We start from the raw sequence: 21,561 nt of genomic DNA, 5'->3' as shown, positions 1-21,561 counted from the left end.
TTACTTGACGCGCAGCACCTCGACGCCGGGCAATGGCTTGCCTTCCATCCACTCGAGGAACGCGCCACCGGCGGTCGAGACATAGGTGAAGTCACCGGCCACATGGGCCTGGTTGAGCGCCGCGACGGTGTCGCCGCCGCCCGCGATCGAGATCAGCTTCTTGGCCTTGGTGCGCTCGGCAGCGTGCTTGGCGGCCGCGACCGTGCCGCGATCGAAGGGCTGCATCTCGAATGCGCCCAGCGGTCCGTTCCAGACCAGCGTCGCTGCGTCGTCGATCGCGGCGTGGACGCGGGCGATTGACTGCGGGCCGACGTCGAGGATCATGCCGTCGGCCGGGATCGCGTCGAGCCCATAGGCATGCGAGGGCGCGTTGGCGGCGAAGTGATAGGCAACCGTGGCGTCCACAGGGAGGATGATCGCGCAGTTGGCGGCTTCCGCCTTCTCCATGATGCGCAGCGCGGTGGCGCTGAGATCCTTCTCGGCCAGCGACTTGCCGACCGCAACGCCCTGGGCGTGCAGGAAGGTGTTGGCCATGCCGCCGCCGATCACCAGCGCATCGACCTTGCTCACGAGATTTTCCAGGAGGTCGATCTTGGTCGAAACCTTTGCGCCGCCGATGATGGCAATGACGGGCTTGGTCGGCGAGCCCAGCGCCTTCTCCAGCGCGTCGAGCTCGGCCTGCATGGTGCGGCCGGCATAGGCCGGCAGCTTGTGGCCGAGGCCTTCGGTCGTGGCGTGGGCGCGGTGCGCCGCCGAGAATGCGTCGTTGACCCAGATGTCGCCGAGCTTTGCCAGTTCCGCCACGAAGGCGGGATCGTTCTTTTCCTCCTCCTTGTGGAAGCGGGTGTTTTCGAGACAGAGAATGTCGCCGTCCTTCAAGCCTGCGACCGCCTTGGCCGCGGGCTCGCCGATGCAATCCTCGGCGAAGGCGACGGGCTTCTTCACGACCTTCGCAAGCGCTTCAGCCACGGGCTTGAGCGAGTCCTTGGCGTCGCGTCCCTTCGGCCGGCCGAAATGCGCGAGCAGGATGACCTTGCCGCCCTTGTCCGAGATTTCGGTGATGGTCGGTGCGACGCGGTCGAGCCGGGTGGTGTCGCTGACGCGGCCATTGTCCATGGGCACGTTGAGATCGACGCGCAGCAACACGCGCTTGCCCTTCAATTCGACGTCGTCGAGGGTGCGGAATTTGTTGGTCATCTCTCTTGTCCCGGGCGCTGCGCAGCGCGAAGCGATGCGCTGCAGAACCGGGACCCACATCACAGCAAGTCCCGCGGTTGAATGGGTCCCGGTTCTGCGGAGCAGCGCTTAGGCGCTGCACCGCGCCCGGGACACGAGACCTGGTTCAGATCACCTTCGCGATCGCAGCGGCGGTGTCCGCCATGCGGTTCGAGAAGCCCCACTCGTTGTCGTACCAGGACATCACGCGCACCAGCGTGCCGTTCTGCACCTTGGTCTGGTCCTCGTGGAAGGTCGAGGAGTGCGGGTCGTGGTTGAAGTCGATCGAGACGTTCGGCGCGGTGGTGTAGCCGAGGATGCCCTTGAGCTGCTGCTCGCTGGCGCGCTTCATCGCCGCGTTGATCTCTTTGGCGTCGGTGGCGCGCTTGGCGACGATCTTGAGGTCGACCACCGAGACGTTCGGGGTCGGCACGCGGATCGCGACGCCGTCGAGCTTGCCCTTCAGCTCGGGCAGCACGAGGCCGATCGCCTTCGCAGCACCCGTCGAGGTCGGGATCATCGACATCGCCGCCGCGCGGCCGCGGTAGAGATCCTTGTGCATCGTGTCGAGCGTCGGCTGGTCGCCGGTATAGGCGTGGATCGTGGTCATGAAGCCGGTCTCGATGCCGACGAGGTCGTTCAGCACCTTGGCGACCGGCGCCAGGCAGTTGGTGGTGCAGCTTCCGTTGGAGATGACCAGATGATCCTTGGTCAGCGTCTCATGGTTGACGCCGTAGACGATGGTGGCGTCGGCGCCGTCGGCGGGCGCGGAGACCAGCACGCGCTTGGCGCCGGCGGTGAGATGCGCGGAGGCCTTGTCCTTCGAGGTAAAGATGCCGGTGCATTCCATCGCGATGTCGACGCCGAGATCTTTCCAGGGCAGCTTCGAGGGATCGCGCTCGGCGGTCACCTTGATCTTGCCGCCGCCGAGATTGATCGAGTCGCCATCGACGGTGACGGTGCCGGGGAAGCGGCCGTGGACGCTGTCGAAACGGAGCAGATGAGCGTTGGTCTCGACCGGGCCGAGGTCGTTGATGCCGACGACCTCGATGTCCTTGCGGCCGGACTCGGCGATAGCCCGCAGGATGTTGCGGCCGATGCGGCCAAAACCGTTAATTCCAACGCGGACTGCCATGTTTCGTCTCCTTCAATGACCGTTGTCATCCCGCACAACGCGCTATGCGCGCCTGCGAGGGTTTTTTAGGGGCGGGCGCCCGGTTCGGCCGGGCGGTGCTTGATCATATGAGAGATTACGTAGTCCTTTTTTACGGCAAGCTCAACTCTCAGGAAACGCGTTTCAGCACAGCGTTAACCGCAGCCTCGGCGGTAATACCGAAGTGCTTGTAAAGCTCCTTGGCCGGGCCGCTTTCGCCGAAGGAATGCATGCCGACGAATTCGCCATCCTGGCCGATCACGGCATCCCAGCCCCAACGCACGGCAGCCTCGATCGCGACCTTCACCGGCGCATTTCCGATGATGGCGGCGCGCTTGGCCTCTGGTTGCGCTAACAACAGCTCGAGCGACGGAACGGAAACAACGCGCGAGGCGATGCCGCGTTCCGCGAGCTGCTTCTGGGCGGCGACCGCGATCTCGACCTCGGAGCCGGAGGCGAACAGCGTCGCCTTGGCTTCGCCCTCGGCTGCGACCAGCTCGTAGGCGCCGGCTGCGCAAGGGTTGTCGTTCGGCGCGGTGGTGCGCAGCTGCGGCAGGTTCTGCCGCGTCAGCGCCAGCACGGTCGGACCGTCCACGCGATTGAGCGCGAGCTCCCAGCACTCGGCGACCTCCATGGCATCGCACGGACGGAACACGCGCATGTTCGGAATGGCGCGCAACGCGGCGAGATGCTCGACCGGCTGATGGGTCGGACCGTCTTCGCCGAGCCCGATCGAGTCGTGGGTCATGACGTACACGACGCCGGAGCCCATCAGAGCGGCAAGGCGCATCGCGGGTCGTGCGTAGTCGGTGAACACCAGGAAGGTCGCGCCGTTCGGCGCGAAGCCGCCGTGCAGGAAAATGCCGTTCATCGCGGCGGCCATGCCGTGCTCGCGGATGCCGTAATGGATGAAGCGGCCCTTCGGCGTCTTGGCGGAGAAGGCGGTCGCCGACTTCGCTTTGTTGTTGTTGGAGCCGGTGAGGTCGGCCGAGCCCGCCAAAAATTCCATCGGCATCGCGCCGGCGATCACCTCGATCACCGCTTCCGAGGACTTGCGGGTCGCCGCAGTCATCGGCTTTTCCAGCAGCTCCTTCTTGTAGGCGCGCACCGCCTTTGCGAGCGAAGCGGGACGCTCGTGACGCAGGCGGCGCTCGAACTCGGCGCGCTTGCGGCTGCCGAGCTCGCCGAGCCGTGCTTCCCATTCCTGCCGCGCCGCCGCGCCGCGGCTGCCGGCTGCGCGCCACGCCTTCAGCACGTCCTCGGCGACCGTGAACGGCTCGAGCGAGATGCCGAGATTTTCCTTGGCGGCCTTGAGCTCGTCGGCCCCTAACGCTTCGCCATGCACCTTCGAGGTGCCGGCCTTGTGCGGCGCGCCGAAGCCGATGGTGGTGCGGCAGGCGATCAGCGTCGGCTTGTTGGATTTCTTCGCGCGCGTGATCGCATCGGCAATCGCCGCCTGGTCATGGCCGTCGATCTTCTCGGCCGCCCAGCCGGCCGACTTGAAGCGCTTCACCTGGTCGACGGAATCGGCGATCGAGGTCGGCCCGTCGATCGAGATGCCGTTGTCGTCGTAGAGCACGATCAGCTTGTTGAGCTTCCAGTGGCCGGCCATCGCGATCGCTTCCTGCGACACGCCTTCCATCAGGTCGCCGTCGGAGGCGAGCACATAGGTGTGGTGATCGACGATCTTCTTGCCGAACTCGGCGGCGAGCATCTTTTCGGCGAGCGCCATGCCGACCGCGGTCGAGATGCCCTGGCCGAGCGGACCGGTGGTGGTCTCGATGCCCTTGGTGCGGAAATTCTCGGGATGCCCGGGCGTAAGCGAGTCGACCTGGCGGAACTGCTTGATCTGGTCCAGCGTCATCTCGGAATTGCCGGTCAAATACAGCAGCGAATAGAGCAGCATCGAACCGTGGCCGGCCGAGAGCACGAAACGGTCGCGGTCCGGCCAGGCGGGCGCGGCGGCGTCGAATTTCAGGAACTGCGTGAACAGCACGGTGGCGATGTCGGCGGCACCCATCGGCAGGCCGGGATGACCCGATTTCGCCTTCTCGACGGCGTCCATCGAAAGGCCGCGGATCGCGTTGGCCATACGGGAGTGATCGACCTGCGTCATGTCTGAAATCCGTCTGAAATGAGGCGCTTGGAGGCGATGTACGCCCGCGCGGGAGGAGCCTGGCGGCCACTGAAGGTCGGGGCTGGGATAGCACCTCGGTTCCGGGAGTCCAAGGCAGTCAAACGCTGATTTGGCCGCAAAAGTTGCCTCTGTGGAGATCGCTTTTCCGTCAGGTGCCTGCGAGGGAGGAACTGACGGATCGGGACGGCCTCCGTCCCGATTGATCGGTGCATAGTTTCGCGGCGGCGTTGCGCTGGGCTAGCTTGCTTTGTAAATTTCTGCTTCTAACCGCTTGCCGAACCGAGTCTTTTGCCGGGCGGCAAGCTCCAGGAAAAGGCCACTGGGCAAAGGCCGCCAGGTTCCACCGCTGACTGCATGAACGATCGCGTGTCCAACAGTGCCGCCATGACGGAGTCCTCCGCGGTCGAGATCGAGATCGCGACCCGCAGGCTGATGGCGGCGCTCGACGCGCTCGAAAGCGCGGTGGAGCGCCGGCGCGACGCCGATCGCGACGAGAACGAGCTCGCGGCGCGGATCCAGGCGCTGGGCGCGGACCGCTCGCGGCTTGCCGACGAGCTCGACGGCGCGCTGGTGAAGGCGCGCAAGCTCGAGCGCACCAATCGCGAGATCTCCGACCGGCTGGATTCCGCGATCGTCACGATACGCTCGGTGCTCGATACCGGAGAGGACGGATGAGCCACATCAACGTCACCATCAATGGCCGGCAATATCGCATGGCCTGCGAGGAGGGCCAGGAGGTGCGGCTGCTCAAGCTCGCCGAGAGCCTGGAGACGCGGATCCAGTCGCTGCGCGGAAAGTTCGGCGAGATCGGTGATGCCAGGCTCACCGTGATGGCGGCGCTGACCGTCTGCGACGAGTTGGTCGACGTCGGCAACCGTGTCCGCAGCATGGAGCAGGAGCTGACCGAGCTGCGCGATTTCCGCAATGCCGCCGTCGAGCGCGCCAGGATGACGCAGACTGCGGTGGTGAACGCCCTGAACGCCGCCGCCGAACGCATCGAGAAGTCGACCCAGGTCCTGAACCGCACCGTCGGCAACGGGATCGCGATTGGGTAACGGGCCGCGAAAGCTTCGCTGAGTCATCGCCCCGGATCCTCTGGGGGATTGTCCCGATGTGGAGACACCCTCTCCCCAACCCTCCCCCGCAGGCGGGGAGCGGACTTCCGCCGTGGCTCGCAGCCCGCTTCATTACGCCGAAGCATGCTCTCTCGCCGGGCTGGCGATTCGTCAGTATCGTTGTTACATTGGCCCTGCGAGGCTGCGACGCGCGTCAGGAGCCATATATCCCCGGGGCCTTATCGATCCTTTAGGGAACTGTCCCTGGCCGGGCCCGTGGGCCCGGACATATGGTGCCCACCTACTTTCGTAGGGAACTCCGGGATCGAGTGCTTCAACGGCGTACGCGGCTTCGCACTGTTTCTTCCTTCTGGTTCGTGCCTGTCGAATTGCGTCCCCGACACGCTTGCGGTCCAATCTCGGTGTCATGCCCCCTAGTGCGCAATTGCGCACGTGGGACCGGGGGCATCGAGTACGCCGCCGCGTCGAGGTCTAGCACTGGCGTCTCTGGAATATCGGATCGTCCGCGTCGCGGGTGATGACGGCGGAGCAAGACTTCGCCTTCGGGGGAAAACGCGCATGCCCAACACGAAAGCCGAACTCCGTGCCAAAGCCCTCGCGGCGCGCGACGCCTTGAGCGAGAAGAAGCGCAGCGCCGCCGCCGCAAAGCTCGCCAAGCGTGGGCTGCCGTTCAAGCTTCTGCCCGACAGCATCGTGTCCGGCTATTCGCCGATCCGCAGCGAGATCGATCCGATGCCGCTGATGAAGGCGCTTGCGGAGCAGGGCGCCAAGCTGGCGCTGCCTTGCGTCACCGCGCGCGGCCAGGCCCTGGTCTTCCGCATCTTCCATCCGAACGATCGTCTGATGCTCGGCCCGCTCGGCATTCCCGAACCGTCGCCGGCGGCCGCTGAAGTCATTCCGGATGTCATGCTGACGCCGCTCGCGGCATTCGATCGCCTCGGCCATCGCATCGGCTATGGCGCCGGGCATTACGATTTCACCTTCGCGCATTTGCGCAAAGCCAAGCAGATCGTCGGCATCGGACTTGCTTTTGCAGCGCAGGAGATCAAGGCGGTTCCGGCACTATCGCACGACGTCGCGCTGGATTATGTGCTAACGGAATCGGACGTGTTCGATTTCCGGAGTTCTGAAGTTGCGCATTCTCTTCGTGGGTGATGTCGTCGGCCGAGCGGGGCGCAACGCCATCGCCGAATATCTGCCCGGCATGGTTAAGGACTGGTCGCTCGATTTCGTCGTCGTCAACGGCGAGAATTCCGCCGGCGGCTTCGGCATCACGGAAGCGATCTATCAGGAGTTTCTCGACGCGGGCGCCGACGCGGTGACGCTCGGCAACCATTCCTGGGACCAGCGCGAGGCGCTCGTGTTCATCGAGCGCGCCGAGCGCCTGGTGCGTCCCGCCAACTATCCGCGCGGCACGCCCGGCCGCGGAGCGGCCCTGGTCGAGACCAAGAACGGCAAGCATGCGCTCGTCGTCAACGCGTTGGGGCGAGTCTTCATGACCCCGTTCGATGATCCCTTCGCAGCATTGGAGCGCGAGCTCGGGGCCTGCCCGCTCGGCGTTGCCGCGGATGCCATCGTCGTCGATTTCCATTGCGAGGCGTCGAGCGAGAAGCAGGGTATCGGCTTCTTCTGCGACGGCCGCGCCAGCCTCGTCGTCGGCACGCACACCCATGTCCCGACCGCCGACCACCAGATCCTCACGGGCGGCACCGCCTACATGACCGATGCCGGCATGACCGGCGATTACGATTCCATCATCGGCATGCAGAAGGAAGAGCCGCTGCGCAGGTTCACCTCGGGAATCCCGTCAGGCCGCTTCGAGCCGGCCGCGGGCGCAGCGACGCTGAGCGGCGTCGCGGTGGAGACGGATGACGCCACGGGCCTCGCGCTGAAGATTGCGCCGGTGCGTGTCGGTGGAAGGCTGGAGCCGGCAACGCCGAAATTCTGGTTGAGCTGAAGTTATCAGACTGCATTGTGGCGCCCTCTCTCCCTTTGCAGAGGGTGGCTCGCCGCGTAGCGGCGAGACGGGTGAGCGACTGTCTCGTAAGCCGCCATTGGCGCTCGGGTGTCTGCCGCTGCTTCAACGAGCTGCACCGTTCCGAACTTCGGAAGGTGGGTCGGTCCGGGGCTAACAGCGGAGTTACGATTGCGAGTGCACTAAAATGGGTGGCTACGTAACAATACGTAGTTCCGTTCTTTCTTGATGCAGATGTCACAATGAGAGACTAGCGTGGTTCCATCATCGGCCTATTTCAGGCAGCTACCGATGACTGTGAGCAGAAGACTCGCGCCGCTCTCAGCGGGAGTAGTTATGCCAAAAAACTCTCACCGCCCGATCTGCCCGAAATGCGGTAAGCCGATGCACTTCGTGATCGTCAAGACAGGCGGTCGGAAGTTTCGGTGTATCAAGTGCGACGACATCGATCCAATGCAGGTCCCAGATTTTCAAGCTTGGACCAAGGGCGAATTGCGTCCGCCGAAAACGACATGAAGGCTACCTCATGCAATATCGGGGTATAGAATACACAATCGTCCAAGCAGCCAACCCTTCGGGCTGGAGATGGTCGTTTGAGCGAGAAGCACGTCCGCCGAAAACTGGCACTTCTTGCGATCGTGTCGGGGCAATTCTCGCCGCCGAATGGGCAATCAATCAAGCGCTCAAGCAGAATTGCTCTTCGAAAACGAACAGCTGAAAGGTTGGGTTCAAATATCGTGTGTGGCTGAGCGGCGGCCGCGTGCGAGCGCAACGTTCTGATCCAAGAGCTTCAGCTGGTCAATCGGACGATAGAGAAGCGCCCCCGCATCTGTTCGGATCATTTGTTCGGCCAATCATCCGGCTTCATATGCTTGGCTTCTTCTTCGGCGAGAAGCTGGAGCAACATACGGTGTCGAGCTTCGTCACGATGCGGGTCATCGGCGCTCATGGCGATAAGCTTCCGATAGCAACGGATGTTTTCGTTGACGACATAGTTCCGCATGTTGCGCCCTCCCGAGAAATGGGACTTCAGGTCGCACCTGAGATCATTACTAGCTGCGCATTGCGCGCGCGACGCAAGATCGATTTGCTGTGGAGGTGGAAAAATGCGGGACAGTGCCGCCGTCCCACAACCGATCGATGATTTTGCAACAAACTGGCCTTGCGGTCGTTCTGTCATCATCACCGGCTCTGCCTTGGGCTTCCGGTGGCTGAGAGACCCGGCTGTGCTCCCGCTCATGAACGGGAGTCACTCATGGAAAAGTCGTCACGGGAGCCCATCGCGCTGACCTGCCCAAAGTGCGGGAGGCAACCCAAGTTCATCACCACCTTTCTAGTCCCGCGAACAGGGCATACCGTCCGCATGTTCACCTGCGAGTGCGGGAAGCAAAACTGGATCGAAAGCGAATAGGAAGTGAGTCGCGGAAAGGGCTGGGCTGACGCACCCGTCCTGCAGGCAGCTGGCCGGGACCTTACAGGGACTTCGAAACACCAACTGTCTGATATCTATAGCGCTCTCCTCGCTACCTTCTCCCACAGGGGAAGGCGCGTGGTCATCGCGGCGAGATTTACTCCGCCGTCTGCTGCCGCAACCCCGCGACATCCCTCGCCGTCAGCTTCGAGCCTTTCGCGCCGAACCGCGCCGTCACGTAATTCGCCACCGCCGCGATCTCGTCGTCGGTGTATGAATTGCCGAACGGCGGCATCGAGAGCGCGCCGTCGGGCGTATGTCGCTTGATGCCGGAATCACGATCTGTGCGACGTTGGTCGCGGCGGGGGTCGTTGACGGGCAGAGCAGCTCTATTCTCCCGGAGAGGGCGGCAACGAGACGATGGTCTTTCAGAACAGGAGCCTCACGCTCCTGTTCTGCCCGACGCGTCAAAACGCGTCGTGGCCTGCCGGCGTAAGCCATTGATTCCGCACGCCCCGGCTACTGTGCATGGGGTTGTTTTCGAACTTTTGAGTTGAGACGCGGAAGCGCCGGCCGTCAGCCCTGCCTAAATCCCATCCGGAAGGCGCCCCAGTGCTTGCCGCGGATCACGATCGGCGACGAAAGATCCTTCATCAGCACGAACTGTCCGCCGCCCATGTCGCGCCGGTAGGTCTGGAGCAGGAACGGCTTGGTATTGCCCGCGACCTTCTTCACCGTGCGGTCGTTGAACAGGCGGCGGTTGCGGCAGTTGGCGTTATTCCAGACGGGGTCCTTGCCCTGCGGCAGGCGGTAGTTCGGATTGTGGGTCGGCAGATAGCCATCCCGCGCCCAGGCGACGCAATAGACGATGCGCGGATCCGATTTCTGGATCGGGTCCTGGATCGCGGGCAGCACGCGGTCGGTGAATTCGACGTAGTTGGTGAGGTACTGCTTCGGATCTGTGCCGGGAATTTCGCGATAGGTCTCGTCGAGGAGCTGGTCCAGCGTGATGTCGCCGCGATCGATGGCGGCTTCGAACTCGGCCGTGATCCGCTTCGCGGTGTCGACCACGATTCGGATCAGCGGCGTGTCCGACGTCTCGACGCCGCTGTCGGCGATCAGCGCGATCAGTCCTTCGGACGTGTCGAGCAGCTTGGCCACGCGCTCGTCGGCGTTCTTGAGGTCGCGCGAGGAGAGGTCGACGCCCTTGGCGAGCTCGTTGAGCTCGCTGATGACGGTGTCGCAATGTCCGAGATTGGAGGTCGCCGCGCGCGTGACGCTGCCGATCTCCGCTTCGACCGACGCAAATCCCTGCTGGACGCGCGAGATGATGCTGGAGATCTGCTGGGCGCCTTCGCCGGCGGTCTTGGCACGTTGCGAGGCGTCGCTGCTTTCGCCGATCAGGCCTTCGATCTGACCATCGAGGTCGCGCACGGTGTCCGAGATCTGATGCGTGGCCTGGCGGGTGGCTTCGGCGAGGTTCTTCACTTCGCTTGCGACCACCGCGAAGCCGCGGCCGGCATTGCCGGCGCGGGCGGCCTCGATGGTCGCGTTCAGCGCGAGCAGATTGGTCTGCTTGGCGATCGCCTCGATCGAGCCGGACACCTTCGCCACCTGCGCAAGCGCCGAGCCGACGGCGCTAAGGCGCGCCTCGATCCGCTCCACGGCTGCGACGAGCTCGGAGATGTGACTGACCGCGGTGTCGACGGCGCTGCGGGACTGCGCGATCTCGCCGACCGCCGCCGACGTGGTCGTCTGCACGGCCTGCGATGCATTGGCGATGTCGTGATTGGCCGAGACCATCGTCTCGGCCGTGCTCTGGAGGTGGTGGAACCGGTCGGACTGGCTCGCAACGCGGCTTGCGACTTCCTGGACGTTGCCGGCAATATCGGCGAGCTCCACGCCGAGGCCGCCGATGCGGTCGGCGAGCTGATCAATCAGCCGTTCGGCAAGCGTGCGGTTGGAGCCGGTGTCCATGACGGCAAGTTGTACGACGGACATGTTCGATGAGTCCTCCAGTCAGAGCCGCAACCCGGCTCACGGCGGCATTCCCATTCCAGTCGCGACTTTAGAGGATGATTCGCGGCAGGCGTCTTGCCTGAGCGTGCACTACAGCTTGTAGGCGGTACGGAATCCACCCCAGTGCCGGCCCTGCACGCGGATCGGGACGTCGATCTCGCGCATCATCACCGTGTTCCCGTTGCCCATGTCGCGCGCATAGCTTTGGACCAGGTACGATCGCAGGTTGCGCGCGGCAGCCAACCCCGCCGGATCGTTGAATATCCGGCGGTTGCGGCTGTTGGCCGTGTTCCAGGCAACGTCGCCCGGCCGCTGCGGATGCGAATAGATCTTGTTGTGCACCGGCAGGAAGCCGTTGCGGTCGACCATGGCGCAGAAGGCCATGCGCTGGTCCTTCGCCAGAAAGGCTTCCTGGAATGGCGGCAGGGCCCGGTCGGCCCAGTCGAGATATTTCGTGCGGTATTGCTGCGGATTGGTCCCGGCGATCTCGGCATAGTCGGTGTCGAAGAGGTCGTCGATCTTGACCTCGCCGCGTGCCACCGCCTGCTCAAAGATATTGGTCAGCGCGTTGCCCGCCTCCATGGCGCGGGTGACGAACTCGGTGTTCTCCTCGTGGATCGACCAGAGCTTGTCCTCGATCTTTTCGCGGAGCTCGGCATTGGGGCTGGCGAACTGTGCGCGGGCGCCGGCCTTGGACTGCTCGATCACGCGCAGCCGGCAGGCGCCGACGTCTTCGAGCGTGCCTTCGATCATAGCTTGCGGTGCGAGCCGGCCAGCGTCAGCGCCGCCGATCAGCACGCCGTCCATCGAGATCTCATAGACCGGCATCACGCCGCGCGCGCTCTCGAGCTTGAGATGGCAGGGCAGCCGTTCGGTCTTGCGGCGATCGTCGTGCTCGCTCTGGCGCAGCAGCACGGCGCAGCGCGACTTCAGCTTTTGCGCGAAGGTGGTGACGGCTTTGCCGGCACTGGCGACATTCTCGCCATGGCTCTCGGCAGCCTTCGTCGCGGCATCGATCTCGGCCGCGCTCTCGCCGACCGAGACGATGAACTCCGAGGCGCTCGCGGCATTGCCGGAGACTTCGCTGGTGGTGGCGTTCTGTTCGGCGACCGCGCCGTTAACGGTCTCGAACACCGGGCGGATCGCCTCGATCGCCTGCGAGATGCGGTGCACGGCATCGGCGGAGCCGGCGGCGTCGCGCTGCAATGCGTCGATCTTCTTGGTGATCTCTTCGGTCGCGCCTTGCGTCTGCACCGCGAGGGCCTTGACCTCGGTGGCGACGACCGCGAAGCCTTTTCCTGCAGCGCCCGCGCGCGCGGCCTCGATCGTCGAGTTGAGCGCGAGCAGCGTCGTCTGCCGCGCGATCTGCGCGATCAGATTGACGACGTTGCCGATGGCGGCTGAGGATTCGCGCAGGCGATCGACATTGGCGCGGGCTTCCTGTGCCGCGGCGCTGGCCTCGTCGGCGAGCTTGCCGGCCTCGCGAACCTGCGCCCCGATACCCAGGGCGGATTGGGTGAACTTGTCGGCGGCATGGGCGAAGGTGGATGCGGTCGATTGCGCGGCGTTGGTGCGGCCGGTCAGGGCATCGGTGCGGTCGCGGATGGCGGCAAGCGTCGCCGCGGTCGCTTCGGCGCCGCCGGCCACGGAATTGGCGGCGCGTTCGAGCTGGCGGATCATGGCGCCGAGCTCGAGTTCCAAAAGCTCCAGGATTTCCCGTGCCGAATCAGTTTCGGCCACGGCAGCGGGCTCGGAATGGGCCGCCGGCTGCGGAGCCGCCGGGGCGGCCGCAGGCGCGGCCTGGTCCGGCAGGCGCTTCCGAAATAGTCCGAACGCCATCAGCTCTCTCTCGTCGGGATAAGGTCGGGCGCTATTTTCGCAGTCCGGAATGAAATCAGGGTTAACGGTGCCTCACCTCTAGGCACCGTCCATTACGGGGGTTACCTTTACAGTGCTACCTCAGAGGCCCAGATCCCTTTGATTCCGGTGGGGTGGCGGCCTATAAGGCCGCGCTTCCCACGCTCACCTTTGGCTGACGATTTTCCAAGAGACCACGCATGGCCGGACATTCCCAATTCAAGAACATCATGCACCGCAAGGGGCGGCAGGATGCGCAGAAGTCGAAGCTGTTCGGCAAGCTGGCGCGGGAAATCACCGTCGCAGCCAAGCTCGGCACGCCCGACCCGGCCATGAACCCGCGCCTGCGTGCGGCTATCATCGCGGCGCGCCAGGAGAACATGCCGAAGGACAATATCGAGCGTGCCGTCAAGAAGGCGCTCGGTAACGAGGGCGAAAACTATGAAGAGATCCGTTACGAGGGCTACGGCCCCGGCGGCGTCGCCGTCATCGTCGAGGCGCTGACCGACAACCGCAACCGCGCCGCCTCCGACATCCGCTCCTTCTTCACCAAGTCGGGCGGCAATCTCGGCGAAACCGGCTCGGTGTCCTTCATGTTCGACCGCACCGGCATCATCGAATACGACCGCAGCGTCGCCTCCGACGACGCCGTGCTGGATGCCGCGATCGAGGCCGGCGCCGACGACGTCGTTTCCGGCGAAGGCGGTCACGAGATCTACGCCTCGACCGAAGGCTATCGCGACGTCGCCAAGGCGCTGGAAGCCAAATTCGGAGAGCCGCGCAAGGCCGCGCTGATCTGGAAGCCGCAGAATACGGTCGCAGTCGATGACGAGACCGGCGAGAAGCTCTTGAAGCTGATGGATCTGCTCAACGAGCACGACGACGTCCAGCAGGTCTACGCCAATTTCGAGGTGTCGGACGCGCTTGTCGCGAAGATGGGCGGCTGAGGCTGCTCGTGTCCCGGACGCGCCGCGGCGTGAAACGCTGCTGCGCAGAGCCGGCAACTGTTATGTTGGTCTGGTGTACAGGTACGGCTTTCGATCGCGCATGATGGCGTTGAGGACCGTCAACAGCTTCCTGGCAACGGCAATGAGAGCGAGCTTGGCAGGTTTACCGGCCTGTCGCAGTCGAGCGTAGAAGGCCTTGAATGGATCGGCCCGGCGGACCGCATTGAGAGCGGCCATGTAGAGGGCATCGCGGACGCGCTTTCGGCCCCCGACGATCTTCCGCTTGCCGCGGTAAGCGCCGCTGTCGACGTTGAAGGGAGCCAGGCCGGCGAGCGCGGCCACCTGCTTCGGTCCCACTTTTCCGAGTTCCGGCATCTGCGCGATCAGCTGCATGCAGGTTACGGGGCCCACGCCGGGAAGTGACCGCATCAACTGCGCATCATCGGAGACCTCCGGCTCAGTCTTGATCAGCGCGCTAATATCGGCCTCGATTTCGGCGATCTCATTGTCGAGGACTTCAATGAGCCGACCGATGCGATCGGCCATGGCGCGGTCCTCGGCCTCGCTGCGCCTGTTCTTCTCCTGGGCACGCATGAGAACCAGTTGATCCCGCCGTTTTGCAAGCCCCGCCAGGGCATTGCGGGCAGGATTGGCAGCCTGCTCAGCGGCAGGCTGCATGGCCCGGGCAAAGCTCGCCAGCATCCGGGCATCGATCGGGTCGGTCTTGGCGAGCTGGCCGCTGGCGCGCGCAAAGTCCCGGGCCCGGGCCGGGTTGATCCGGGCAAAGCGGATGCCGGCCTGGCTGAGCGCCTCACGAAGCTCAAGGTCATAGACGCCCGTGGCTTCAAAGACGACCAGCACATCGCATCGCCAACGCGCCGCGATCTGTGTGATGGCCTGCGGCGCGTTGGCGATGCGCTCCGGCACGCCCAGGCTCTCATCGAAGATATCGAGATATCGTTTGGAGACGTCGATTCCGACGTAACGAGGGCGTATGATCATGGTGCCTGTCCCTGTGATGCGAGGTCTGTTGGCGCAGCCTCGTGCAACTGTTCAGGTTGATAGATGGAACGGGCGGGAGACCGAGCCGGCTCACGGCGTCAAGCGCCAAGGACCCAACGGCTTCCCGCCCACTCCACCATGACAGAATTTCGATACACAGGGACCCATCGTCCCGCAGGCATCGGTGCCGATATGGGCCCCGGTTCAGCGCCGCACCGCTTCGCGCTGCGTCGCGCCCGGGGCGCGGGCCACTTCCCCTGTTACTTCTGTTCTGTTTCTGTTTCGCTCTCATCGGCCAGCCGCTATCACTGGCCCATGACCGCGCTCCCGATTCGCCAACCCGTCCGCATCATCGGCATCGACCCCGGCCTGCGCCGCACCGGCTGGGGCGTGATCGAGGCTGACGGCAACCGCCTGATCTATGTGGCTTGCGGCTCGGTGGAACCGCCGAACGACCTGCCGCTGGCGAGCCGGCTGCTCGCGATCCATGAAGGGCTGGCGGCCGTGCTTTCGAACCACCAGCCGATGGAAGCCGCGGTCGAGCAGACCTTCGTCAACAAGGACGGCGTTGCGACGCTGAAGCTCGGCCAGGCTCGCGGCGTCGCCATGCTGGCGCCCGCAATGTTCGGCATCTCTGTCGCCGAATACGCGCCCAACCAGGTCAAGAAAACCGTCGTCGGCGCCGGTCACGCCGAGAAGGCCCAGATCGCGATGATGCTGAAGATCCTTCTGCCCAAGGCCGATCCGCCGTCGGCAGACGCCGCCGATGCGCTCGCCATCGCCATCACCCATGCCCATCACCGCCAGAGCACCGCGCTCCGGCTGAAGGTGGCGAGCCTATGATCGGCAAGCTCAAGGGCCTGATCGATTCCTACGGCGAAGACTTCGTCATCCTCGACGTCGGCGGTGTCGGCTATCAGGTGCATTGCTCCTCGCGCACCTTGCAGCATCTGCCCTCGCCGGGCGAAGCCGCCGTGCTGTCGATCGAGACCTATGTCCGCGAGGATCAAATCAAACTGTTCGGCTTCCGCACCGATCAGGAGCGCGAATGGTTTCGTCTGCTGCAGACCGTGCAGGGCGTCGGCGCCAAGGTCGCGCTCGCCGTGCTCGGCACGCTGGCGCCTTCCGATCTCGCCAATGCGATCGCGCTCCGCGACAAGGCGGCGGTGGCGCGCACGCCCGGCGTCGGCCCCAAGGTCGCCGAGCGCATCGTCACCGAATTGAAGGACAAGGCGCCGGCCTTCGCCAATGTCGATCCCGCGGTGGTGCATCTCGCAGGCGCGGTCGACGATCAACGAGCCCCACGCCCGGTCGCGGATGCGATCTCCGCGCTGGTCAATCTCGGCTATGGCCAGCCGCAGGCGGCCGCTGCGATTGCATCTGCCTCGCGCAGCGCCGGTGAGAATGCCGAGACGGCGCAGCTCATTCGCCTTGGCCTGAAGGAGCTCGCGAAGTGAGCGATCCCAAGGCCAGCCGCATGGTTTCGCCCGAGCGCCGCAGCGACGATGTCGGCGACACCGCGCTGCGTCCGCAATCGCTGTCCGATTTCGTCGGCCAGCAGCAGGCGCGCAAGAATCTCTCGATCTTCATCGAGGCTGCGCGCAAGCGCGGCGAGGCGCTCGATCACGTGCTGTTCGTCGGCCCGCCCGGCCTCGGCAAGACCACACTGGCGCAGATCGTGGCGAAGGAGCTCGGCGTCGGCTTTCGCGCCACTTCGGGACCTGTCATCGCCAAAGCCGGCGACCTCGCCGCGCTGCTGACCAATCTCGAAGAGCGCGACGTGCTGTTCATCGACGAGATCCATCGCCTCAGCCCGGCGGTGGAAGAGGTGCTCTATCCCGCGATGGAGGACTTTCAGCTCGACCTCATCATCGGCGAAGGTCCGGCAGCGCGCTCGGTGAAGATCGAGCTGTCGAAATTCACGCTGGTCGGCGCCACGACGCGCGCAGGCCTGCTCACCAATCCCTTGCGCGATCGCTTCGGCATTCCGGTCCGCCTGAATTTCTACACCATCGAGGAATTGGAAAGCATCGTCAGCCGCGGCGCGCGCGTGCTCAATGTCGGCATGAGCGCTGACGGCGCCAACGAGATCGCGCGCCGCGCCCGCGGCACGCCGCGCATCGCCGGGCGCCTGCTCCGTCGCGTGCGCGATTTTGCTTCCGCTGCCGATGCCGACAAGATCGATCGCAAGATCGCCGATCACGCGCTGAGCGCGCTCGAGGTCGACGCTGCGGGTCTCGACGCCATGGATCGCCGCTATCTCACCACCATCGCGATGAACTATGGCGGCGGACCGGTCGGCGTCGAGACCATGGCCGCGGCATTGTCCGAGCCGCGCGATGCGATCGAGGACATCATCGAGCCGTATCTGATCCAGTGCGGCTACCTCCAGCGCACCCCGCGCGGCCGCCTGCTCACCTCGCACGCCTTCCGCCATCTCGGCATCGCCGAGCCCTCGCGCGATGCGGCGGCACAGTTCGGCCTGTTCGGCACCGACGAGAGCGACGACTGATCTGCGCAAACGGCGCGCTCCTTTCATGAACTTCTGGTGATCTCGTGCAGACGATCTGCACGAGCGCACCCCAATTCCGCTCCATTCGGACCGCATCAAAAGAGCGCATTCCGATCGGGTTTTCATGATCACGCGCCGTCATTTCATCCGTTCCATCGGCGGGCTGTCCGCCCTCAGCGTCTCGACCGCCGCCTACGGCGTCGGCATCGAGCCGGTGCTGCGGCTCCGCGTCACCCGCTATCATCCCAAGCCGCGGCAATGGCCGGCGGATCTTTCGTTGAAGATCGCCGCCATCGCCGACATCCATGCCTGCAATCCCTGGATGTCGCTGGAACGGATCGAGGGCATCGTCGAACGCACCAACGCGTTGAAACCCGATCTCATCGTGTTGCTCGGCGACTATGTCGCCGGCCTCCATCACGTCACGCGCTTCATTCCGTCGCGCGAATGGGCGAGGGTGCTGGCCGGCCTGAAGGCGCCGCTCGGCGTCCATGCCGTGATGGGCAATCACGATTATTGGGACGACAAGACCGTGCAGCGGGCGGGACACGGGCCGACCATCGCGCATCGGGCGCTGGAGGCGGCCGGCATCCCCGTCTACGAGAACGATGTCGTGCGCCTTTCCAAGGACGGCCGCCCGTTCTGGCTCGCCGGGCTCGGCGATCAGCTGGCCTTCCTGCCGGCGCGGCGCTTTCGCAGCACCGGGCGCTTCGGCGCCGACGATCTCGCGGGCACGCTGGCGAAAGTCACCGACGATGCGCCAATCATCCTGCTCGCGCACGAGCCCAACATTGCACCGCTGGTACCTGCGCGCGTCGCGTTGCAACTGTCCGGCCATACCCATGGCGGCCAGGTCCGCCTGCTCGGCTGGTCGCCGGCCGTCTCGCCCAAGAACGGTATGCGGCTCGCCTATGGCCATTTCCGCCTGAAATGCGATCTCATCGTCTCCGGCGGCCTCGGCTGCAGCATCATGCCGGTCCGCGTCGGCGTGCCGCCCGAGATCGTCGAGGTGACGCTGGGGCGAGCTATGTCGGTTGTGTCCTGACCCGCTTGCGCGGGCGGCGGTTTTTGCGCAAAACGGGCTGATATCGACAAGCAAAGAGGCTCGCGACGTGACTGCCCATCTCGACGGCGAGATCCGCGACGGCCGCCACCACATGCAGGTGCGCGTCTATTACGAGGACACGGATTTTTCCGGCATCGTCTACCACGCCAATTATCTGCGCTACATGGAGCGTGGACGCACCAATCATTTGCGCTTGATGGGCGCCGAGCAGCAGGCTCTGTTCGAGCAGGCGGAGACGGAAGGCACGGGCTTCGCCTTCGTGGTGCGCTCGATGCATCTGGATTTTCTCAAGCCTGCGCGGATGGACGATGTGCTCGACGTCGTGACCTGGCCGGTTGCGGTGAAGGGCGCCTCCATCGTGCTCGCGCAGGAGGTGCGGCGCGGTGAAAACGTGCTGGTGAAAGCCGAGGTCCGCGTCGCCTTCATCAGCGGGGGACGCGCCCAGCCGATCCCCAAATCGATCCGCACGCTGATGAAGGCCGATGTGATTTCCTGATCGCTCGATAGGGGATGGCCTCTCGACTCCGCGGCATGCAGGCGTAGATTGCCGCTCCCGCCAAACCGATGAGGCCACCATGTCGCGTCCGCCGCTTCCGCCCTTCACCCGTGAGACCGCCGCGCAGAAGGCGCGCATGGCGGAGGACGCCTGGAATTCACGCGATCCGGTGCGTGTCTCGCTGGCCTATACCGAGGACAGCCGCTGGCGCAATCGCTCCGAGGTCTTTCAGGGCCGCGAGGCGATCGTCGCCTTCCTCACGCGCAAATGGGAGAAGGAGCACGACTATCGCCTCATCAAGGACCTCTGGGCCTTCGACGAGAACCGCATCGCCGTGCGCTTCCAGTACGAATGGCACGATGCAAGCGGCCAGTGGTATCGCTCCTACGGTAACGAGCAATGGGAGTTCGATGCGCAGGGCCTGATGAAGCGGCGCGAAGCGTCGATCAACGATATCATGATCGCCGAGAAAGATCGCCGCTTTCACTGGGCGGCGCCAGGGCCGCGGCCGGCGGACGTGGCGGGGTTGGGGACGGACCCGTTCTGAAGTTCGCGAGTGCCGCGCCTAGGGCGCCGCGCGCCGCGCCAAGAACCGCGCAATCGCCCCACCCAGTTTCGCACTGTCCATCGGCTCCGCCAGCGACGCCCTTGCTGTTGCGACCACCGCATCCGGTGCCTTGCCGTCGCGCAGATCGCAGCACACTTGCGCAAAGGCCACGTCGAACTCCGGATGCGGCTGCACGGTCAGCGTCGTGCCGTTGGCGTAGAGCAGGCCGGCATGCGGGGTGAACTCCGACGACAGAATCGTCAGCGCATCGTCCGGGGGCTCGATCACCTGGTCCTGATGCGAGGCGGCGATGGCGACCGCGTCGCCGTCGACGACGCCGTTCTCCGGCAGCACCTGATAGACGTGCCGGCCGATGCCCCAGCCTTTGTCCGACTTGCGCACGGTGCCGCCGAGCGCCTGCGCGATCAACTGATGACCGAAACAGACGCCGACCATCGGCGTCTTGTTGGCGTAGGCCGTGCGCACGAAATCTTCCAGCGGCGCGATCCAGTCGAGGCCGTCATAGACGCCGGCAGCGGCCCCGGTGATCAGGACGGCGTCGAGCTTGCCCGGATCGGGAAGCGCGTCGCCATTCGGGATGCTGACGACGTCTACCGTGGCCGCCGGATCCTCGGCGCGGACCATGCGCTCGAACATGTCGGGAAACGAGCCGTGACGCTCGCGATATTCCTTGGGAACGAGGCCGGTCTCGATGATGGTGATGCGTGCCATGTGCCCTGCTTCGGTTGCGTAGCTATAACACTGCACCAATGGCGTCCACGTCAACCGCCTGCAAGCTGGCTTGCCGTCTGGTCCTCGAACTCCTCGAGCGCCTTGCGCATGGTCTCGACGAGATCCAGCGCCACCGGCGACGGGCTGCGCTGCGCCGGGAAGACGGCGGAGAATTCGAAGTCGATGCGCGGCAGGAAGCGACGCGCGACGACGCCGCGGGTGGAAAATTCCCGCGCGGTGAAGGGGTCGCAGATCGCAACGCCGAGCCCTGACGACACCATGCCGCACATGATCTCCGACAAGGTGGTCTCGACCCTGAGCACGCGGCGGACTTCATGGCGATTGAAGACCTGGTCGACGAGATGCCGGCTCGATGATCCCGCCGACAGCGAGATGAAGGTCTCGCCTTCGAAATCGCTGGGCTCCAGGACTTCCTTCTCCGCGAGGCGATGGCCCGTCGGCAGCACCGCGACGCGCGCAGGCGCCGGCAGTCGCAGGCTTGGCAGGCCGGAATGGGCAATCGGCACCTCGGCAAAGCCGATGTCGCATTGGTTGTTCAGGACCCAGTCGACCACGATTGGCGAGATCACGCCGAAGAACGCGAGGTTGAGGTTCGGCCGCTCCTGCAGGAAGTGCCCTGCGAGGCGCGGCAAATAGCCGTTCGCCAGCGCCGGCAGCGCGGCGATGCGCAGCGAGCCGGTGCGGCGGCCGCGAATCTCCTCGGCGGCGGCGGTGATGCGTTCGAGACCGACGAAGGAGCGCTCGACCTCGGTATAGAGCGCCATCGCCGCCGCGGTCGGCACCAGGCCAGTGCCGCGCCGCTCGAACAGCTCCATCTTCAGCAGGGCCTGGAGGTCGCGCAGCAACCGGCTCACCGCCGGCTGCGTCACCACCATCAGCTTCGCAGCCTCCGTGACGCTGCCGGTCAGCATCATCGCGCGGAAGGCCTCGACCTGCCGTGAATTGATCCGCGCCATCTCGTCATCCAATCATAACATTTCGGCATGCAGAGGGTGCCATTATTCATTGGACGATGGAAGTAAAGGTCTGCGATCTTTTTCATCAGAGCTGGAGCCAGCCCGCTTTTTCGGCAGATTGGAGGGGTTTTGACCTCCAAATCGCGCCAGACCCGCCGAACAGGGGCCGGAGCCCTGATCCGAGAGGGATTTGCGCGGAAGGAAATGCGGAAGGCGCCCCAGCCGGAGATTTGTCGGCACGTCACCTCATTCCGGTATGGAGATCGGTCCACATGACAACTTTTCGCCTTCTGACCGCGGTCAGCATCGCAGCGCTCATCGCGGCCCCTTCGGCCGCCTCGGCCCAGCAAAAGAACCATGACCGCCCTCATTCTGCTCGACCGCTTCTACGGGCTCGACCGCGTGCTCGCCGGCAAGGGCGGCGACACCGGGCGATAGG

The 21,561-nt window shown here is 64.8% G+C and carries 20 protein-coding genes, 1 other RNA gene and 2 pseudogenes; 13 read left to right on the top strand and 10 right to left on the bottom strand.

Features of this window, described 5'->3' with window-relative positions:
- The 3 genes from ML401_RS31050 to tkt form a co-directional block, all read right to left on the bottom strand.
- Nucleotides 1-1,197 carry a phosphoglycerate kinase gene (locus ML401_RS31050; RefSeq protein ID WP_194404401.1) on the bottom strand — a complete coding sequence of 399 codons (1,197 nt, stop codon included), beginning with the start codon at nucleotides 1,195-1,197 and terminating at the stop codon, nucleotides 1-3.
- A 145-nt stretch (nucleotides 1,198-1,342) separates the two neighbouring features.
- Nucleotides 1,343-2,350: a type I glyceraldehyde-3-phosphate dehydrogenase gene (gap, locus tag ML401_RS31045; RefSeq protein ID WP_194404400.1), complete on the bottom strand. Its 1,008-nt coding sequence runs from the start codon at nucleotides 2,348-2,350 to the stop codon at nucleotides 1,343-1,345.
- A 148-nt stretch (nucleotides 2,351-2,498) separates the two neighbouring features.
- Nucleotides 2,499-4,484, bottom strand: a complete 1,986-nt coding sequence (tkt, locus tag ML401_RS31040) for a transketolase (protein ID WP_212067909.1) — start codon at nucleotides 4,482-4,484, stop codon at nucleotides 2,499-2,501.
- A gap of 375 nt (nucleotides 4,485-4,859) precedes the next feature.
- Here tkt and ML401_RS31035 point away from each other — a divergent pair, with 375 nt between their 5' ends.
- From ML401_RS31035 to ML401_RS31015, 5 genes are all read left to right on the top strand, one after another.
- Nucleotides 4,860-5,180 carry a DUF4164 domain-containing protein gene (locus ML401_RS31035; protein WP_018318703.1) on the top strand — a complete coding sequence of 107 codons (321 nt, stop codon included), beginning with the start codon at nucleotides 4,860-4,862 and terminating at the stop codon, nucleotides 5,178-5,180.
- Complete coding sequence (locus ML401_RS31030) at nucleotides 5,177-5,560, top strand: cell division protein ZapA (RefSeq protein ID WP_194404398.1); 384 nt, start codon at nucleotides 5,177-5,179, stop codon at nucleotides 5,558-5,560. The genes ML401_RS31035 and ML401_RS31030 overlap by 4 nt, the downstream gene beginning before the upstream one ends.
- Before the next feature lie 196 nt (nucleotides 5,561-5,756).
- Nucleotides 5,757-5,917, top strand: a non-coding RNA gene (gene ssrS, locus ML401_RS31025) — 6S RNA.
- A 222-nt stretch (nucleotides 5,918-6,139) separates the two neighbouring features.
- A complete protein-coding gene (locus ML401_RS31020) occupies nucleotides 6,140-6,736 on the top strand; it encodes a 5-formyltetrahydrofolate cyclo-ligase (RefSeq protein WP_211415915.1) in 597 nt (198 codons plus the stop codon).
- The gene (locus ML401_RS31015) at nucleotides 6,714-7,538 is read left to right on the top strand and encodes a TIGR00282 family metallophosphoesterase (protein WP_211415916.1); all 825 of its coding nucleotides are present in this window, start codon (nucleotides 6,714-6,716) and stop codon (nucleotides 7,536-7,538) included. Before ML401_RS31020 ends, ML401_RS31015 begins: the two co-directional genes overlap by 23 nt.
- An 856-nt stretch (nucleotides 7,539-8,394) precedes the next feature.
- Here ML401_RS31015 and ML401_RS31010 read toward each other — a convergent pair.
- The 4 genes and pseudogenes from ML401_RS31010 to ML401_RS30995 all read right to left on the bottom strand — a co-directional run bounded on the left by ML401_RS31010 (nucleotide 8,395) and on the right by ML401_RS30995 (nucleotide 12,825).
- Entirely contained in the window at nucleotides 8,395-8,739 is a 345-nt protein-coding gene (locus tag ML401_RS31010) for a hypothetical protein (RefSeq protein WP_285807948.1), read from the bottom strand.
- A gap of 385 nt (nucleotides 8,740-9,124) precedes the next feature.
- A pseudogene (locus ML401_RS31005) lies at nucleotides 9,125-9,333 on the bottom strand (c-type cytochrome); the annotation flags it as partial.
- A 210-nt stretch (nucleotides 9,334-9,543) separates the two neighbouring features.
- Entirely contained in the window at nucleotides 9,544-10,968 is a 1,425-nt protein-coding gene (locus ML401_RS31000; protein ID WP_285807946.1) for a methyl-accepting chemotaxis protein, read from the bottom strand.
- Nucleotides 10,969-11,076: 108 nt separating this feature from the next.
- Nucleotides 11,077-12,825, bottom strand: a complete 1,749-nt coding sequence (locus ML401_RS30995) for a methyl-accepting chemotaxis protein (protein WP_285807945.1) — start codon at nucleotides 12,823-12,825, stop codon at nucleotides 11,077-11,079.
- Nucleotides 12,826-13,043: 218 nt separating this feature from the next.
- Here ML401_RS30995 and ML401_RS30990 point away from each other — a divergent pair, with 218 nt between their 5' ends.
- On the top strand, nucleotides 13,044-13,790 hold the full coding sequence (locus tag ML401_RS30990; protein WP_285807944.1) for a YebC/PmpR family DNA-binding transcriptional regulator: 747 nt from the start codon (nucleotides 13,044-13,046) through the stop codon (nucleotides 13,788-13,790).
- 60 nt (nucleotides 13,791-13,850) lie between these two features.
- Here the strand turns inward: ML401_RS30990 and ML401_RS30985 are convergent, their stop codons facing one another.
- Complete coding sequence (locus ML401_RS30985; protein WP_376717324.1) at nucleotides 13,851-14,717, bottom strand: IS110 family transposase; 867 nt, start codon at nucleotides 14,715-14,717, stop codon at nucleotides 13,851-13,853.
- Nucleotides 14,718-15,107: 390 nt separating this feature from the next.
- Between ML401_RS30985 and ruvC the strand changes: the two genes are divergently transcribed.
- The 6 genes from ruvC (at nucleotide 15,108) to ML401_RS30955 (ending at nucleotide 19,413) form a co-directional block, all read left to right on the top strand.
- Nucleotides 15,108-15,635, top strand: a complete 528-nt coding sequence (gene ruvC / locus ML401_RS30980; protein WP_194404392.1) for a crossover junction endodeoxyribonuclease RuvC — start codon at nucleotides 15,108-15,110, stop codon at nucleotides 15,633-15,635.
- Nucleotides 15,632-16,249 (top strand): Holliday junction branch migration protein RuvA, encoded by a 618-nt coding sequence (gene ruvA, locus ML401_RS30975; protein WP_194404391.1) that lies wholly within the window; start codon nucleotides 15,632-15,634, stop codon nucleotides 16,247-16,249. Before ruvC ends, ruvA begins: the two co-directional genes overlap by 4 nt.
- A 20-nt stretch (nucleotides 16,250-16,269) precedes the next feature.
- Nucleotides 16,270-17,304, top strand: coding sequence for a Holliday junction branch migration DNA helicase RuvB (gene ruvB / locus ML401_RS30970; protein ID WP_177237050.1), 1,035 nt, complete (start codon nucleotides 16,270-16,272; stop codon nucleotides 17,302-17,304).
- A gap of 124 nt (nucleotides 17,305-17,428) precedes the next feature.
- Nucleotides 17,429-18,349: a metallophosphoesterase gene (locus tag ML401_RS30965; protein ID WP_212069488.1), complete on the top strand. Its 921-nt coding sequence runs from the start codon at nucleotides 17,429-17,431 to the stop codon at nucleotides 18,347-18,349.
- 112 nt (nucleotides 18,350-18,461) lie between these two features.
- Nucleotides 18,462-18,866: a tol-pal system-associated acyl-CoA thioesterase gene (gene ybgC / locus ML401_RS30960; RefSeq protein ID WP_285812773.1), complete on the top strand. Its 405-nt coding sequence runs from the start codon at nucleotides 18,462-18,464 to the stop codon at nucleotides 18,864-18,866.
- A 79-nt stretch (nucleotides 18,867-18,945) separates the two neighbouring features.
- Complete coding sequence (locus ML401_RS30955) at nucleotides 18,946-19,413, top strand: nuclear transport factor 2 family protein (protein WP_211415923.1); 468 nt, start codon at nucleotides 18,946-18,948, stop codon at nucleotides 19,411-19,413.
- Between the two features lie 18 nt (nucleotides 19,414-19,431).
- Here ML401_RS30955 and ML401_RS30950 read toward each other — a convergent pair whose 3' ends face one another.
- On the bottom strand, nucleotides 19,432-20,145 hold the full coding sequence (locus tag ML401_RS30950) for a type 1 glutamine amidotransferase (RefSeq protein WP_285807942.1): 714 nt from the start codon (nucleotides 20,143-20,145) through the stop codon (nucleotides 19,432-19,434).
- Nucleotides 20,146-20,195: 50 nt separating this feature from the next.
- Nucleotides 20,196-21,122, bottom strand: a complete 927-nt coding sequence (locus tag ML401_RS30945) for a LysR substrate-binding domain-containing protein (RefSeq protein ID WP_063203811.1) — start codon at nucleotides 21,120-21,122, stop codon at nucleotides 20,196-20,198.
- A gap of 354 nt (nucleotides 21,123-21,476) precedes the next feature.
- On the opposite strand from ML401_RS30945, the pseudogene ML401_RS30940 reads away from it, so the two are divergent.
- A pseudogene (locus tag ML401_RS30940) lies at nucleotides 21,477-21,560 on the top strand (ABC transporter permease); the annotation flags it as partial.
- Nucleotide 21,561 lies beyond the last annotated feature (1 nt).

This window comes from Bradyrhizobium sp. 62B, assembly GCF_030272265.2.
Classification (GTDB): domain Bacteria; phylum Pseudomonadota; class Alphaproteobacteria; order Rhizobiales; family Xanthobacteraceae; genus Bradyrhizobium.
This window is presented reverse-complemented; position numbering and strand designations above follow the sequence as displayed.

What these genes read in the sequence shown, in the direction of transcription:
- ML401_RS31050 (WP_194404401.1), bottom strand. Translation starts at nt 1,197, where the DNA reads ATGACCAACAAATTCCGCACCCTCGACGACGTCGAATTGAAGGGCAAG.
- gap (WP_194404400.1), bottom strand. Translation starts at nt 2,350, where the DNA reads ATGGCAGTCCGCGTTGGAATTAACGGTTTTGGCCGCATCGGCCGCAAC.
- tkt (WP_212067909.1), bottom strand. Translation starts at nt 4,484, where the DNA reads ATGACGCAGGTCGATCACTCCCGTATGGCCAACGCGATCCGCGGCCTT.
- ML401_RS31035 (WP_018318703.1), top strand. Translation starts at nt 4,860, where the DNA reads ATGAACGATCGCGTGTCCAACAGTGCCGCCATGACGGAGTCCTCCGCG.
- ML401_RS31030 (WP_194404398.1), top strand. Translation starts at nt 5,177, where the DNA reads ATGAGCCACATCAACGTCACCATCAATGGCCGGCAATATCGCATGGCC.
- ML401_RS31020 (WP_211415915.1), top strand. Translation starts at nt 6,140, where the DNA reads ATGCCCAACACGAAAGCCGAACTCCGTGCCAAAGCCCTCGCGGCGCGC.
- ML401_RS31010 (WP_285807948.1), bottom strand. Translation starts at nt 8,739, where the DNA reads ATGATGACAGAACGACCGCAAGGCCAGTTTGTTGCAAAATCATCGATC.
- ML401_RS31000 (WP_285807946.1), bottom strand. Translation starts at nt 10,968, where the DNA reads ATGTCCGTCGTACAACTTGCCGTCATGGACACCGGCTCCAACCGCACG.
- ML401_RS30995 (WP_285807945.1), bottom strand. Translation starts at nt 12,825, where the DNA reads ATGGCGTTCGGACTATTTCGGAAGCGCCTGCCGGACCAGGCCGCGCCT.
- ML401_RS30990 (WP_285807944.1), top strand. Translation starts at nt 13,044, where the DNA reads ATGGCCGGACATTCCCAATTCAAGAACATCATGCACCGCAAGGGGCGG.
- ruvC (WP_194404392.1), top strand. Translation starts at nt 15,108, where the DNA reads ATGACCGCGCTCCCGATTCGCCAACCCGTCCGCATCATCGGCATCGAC.
- ruvA (WP_194404391.1), top strand. Translation starts at nt 15,632, where the DNA reads ATGATCGGCAAGCTCAAGGGCCTGATCGATTCCTACGGCGAAGACTTC.
- ruvB (WP_177237050.1), top strand. Translation starts at nt 16,270, where the DNA reads ATGGTTTCGCCCGAGCGCCGCAGCGACGATGTCGGCGACACCGCGCTG.
- ML401_RS30965 (WP_212069488.1), top strand. Translation starts at nt 17,429, where the DNA reads ATGATCACGCGCCGTCATTTCATCCGTTCCATCGGCGGGCTGTCCGCC.
- ybgC (WP_285812773.1), top strand. Translation starts at nt 18,462, where the DNA reads ATGCAGGTGCGCGTCTATTACGAGGACACGGATTTTTCCGGCATCGTC.
- ML401_RS30955 (WP_211415923.1), top strand. Translation starts at nt 18,946, where the DNA reads ATGTCGCGTCCGCCGCTTCCGCCCTTCACCCGTGAGACCGCCGCGCAG.
- ML401_RS30950 (WP_285807942.1), bottom strand. Translation starts at nt 20,145, where the DNA reads ATGGCACGCATCACCATCATCGAGACCGGCCTCGTTCCCAAGGAATAT.
- ML401_RS30945 (WP_063203811.1), bottom strand. Translation starts at nt 21,122, where the DNA reads ATGGCGCGGATCAATTCACGGCAGGTCGAGGCCTTCCGCGCGATGATG.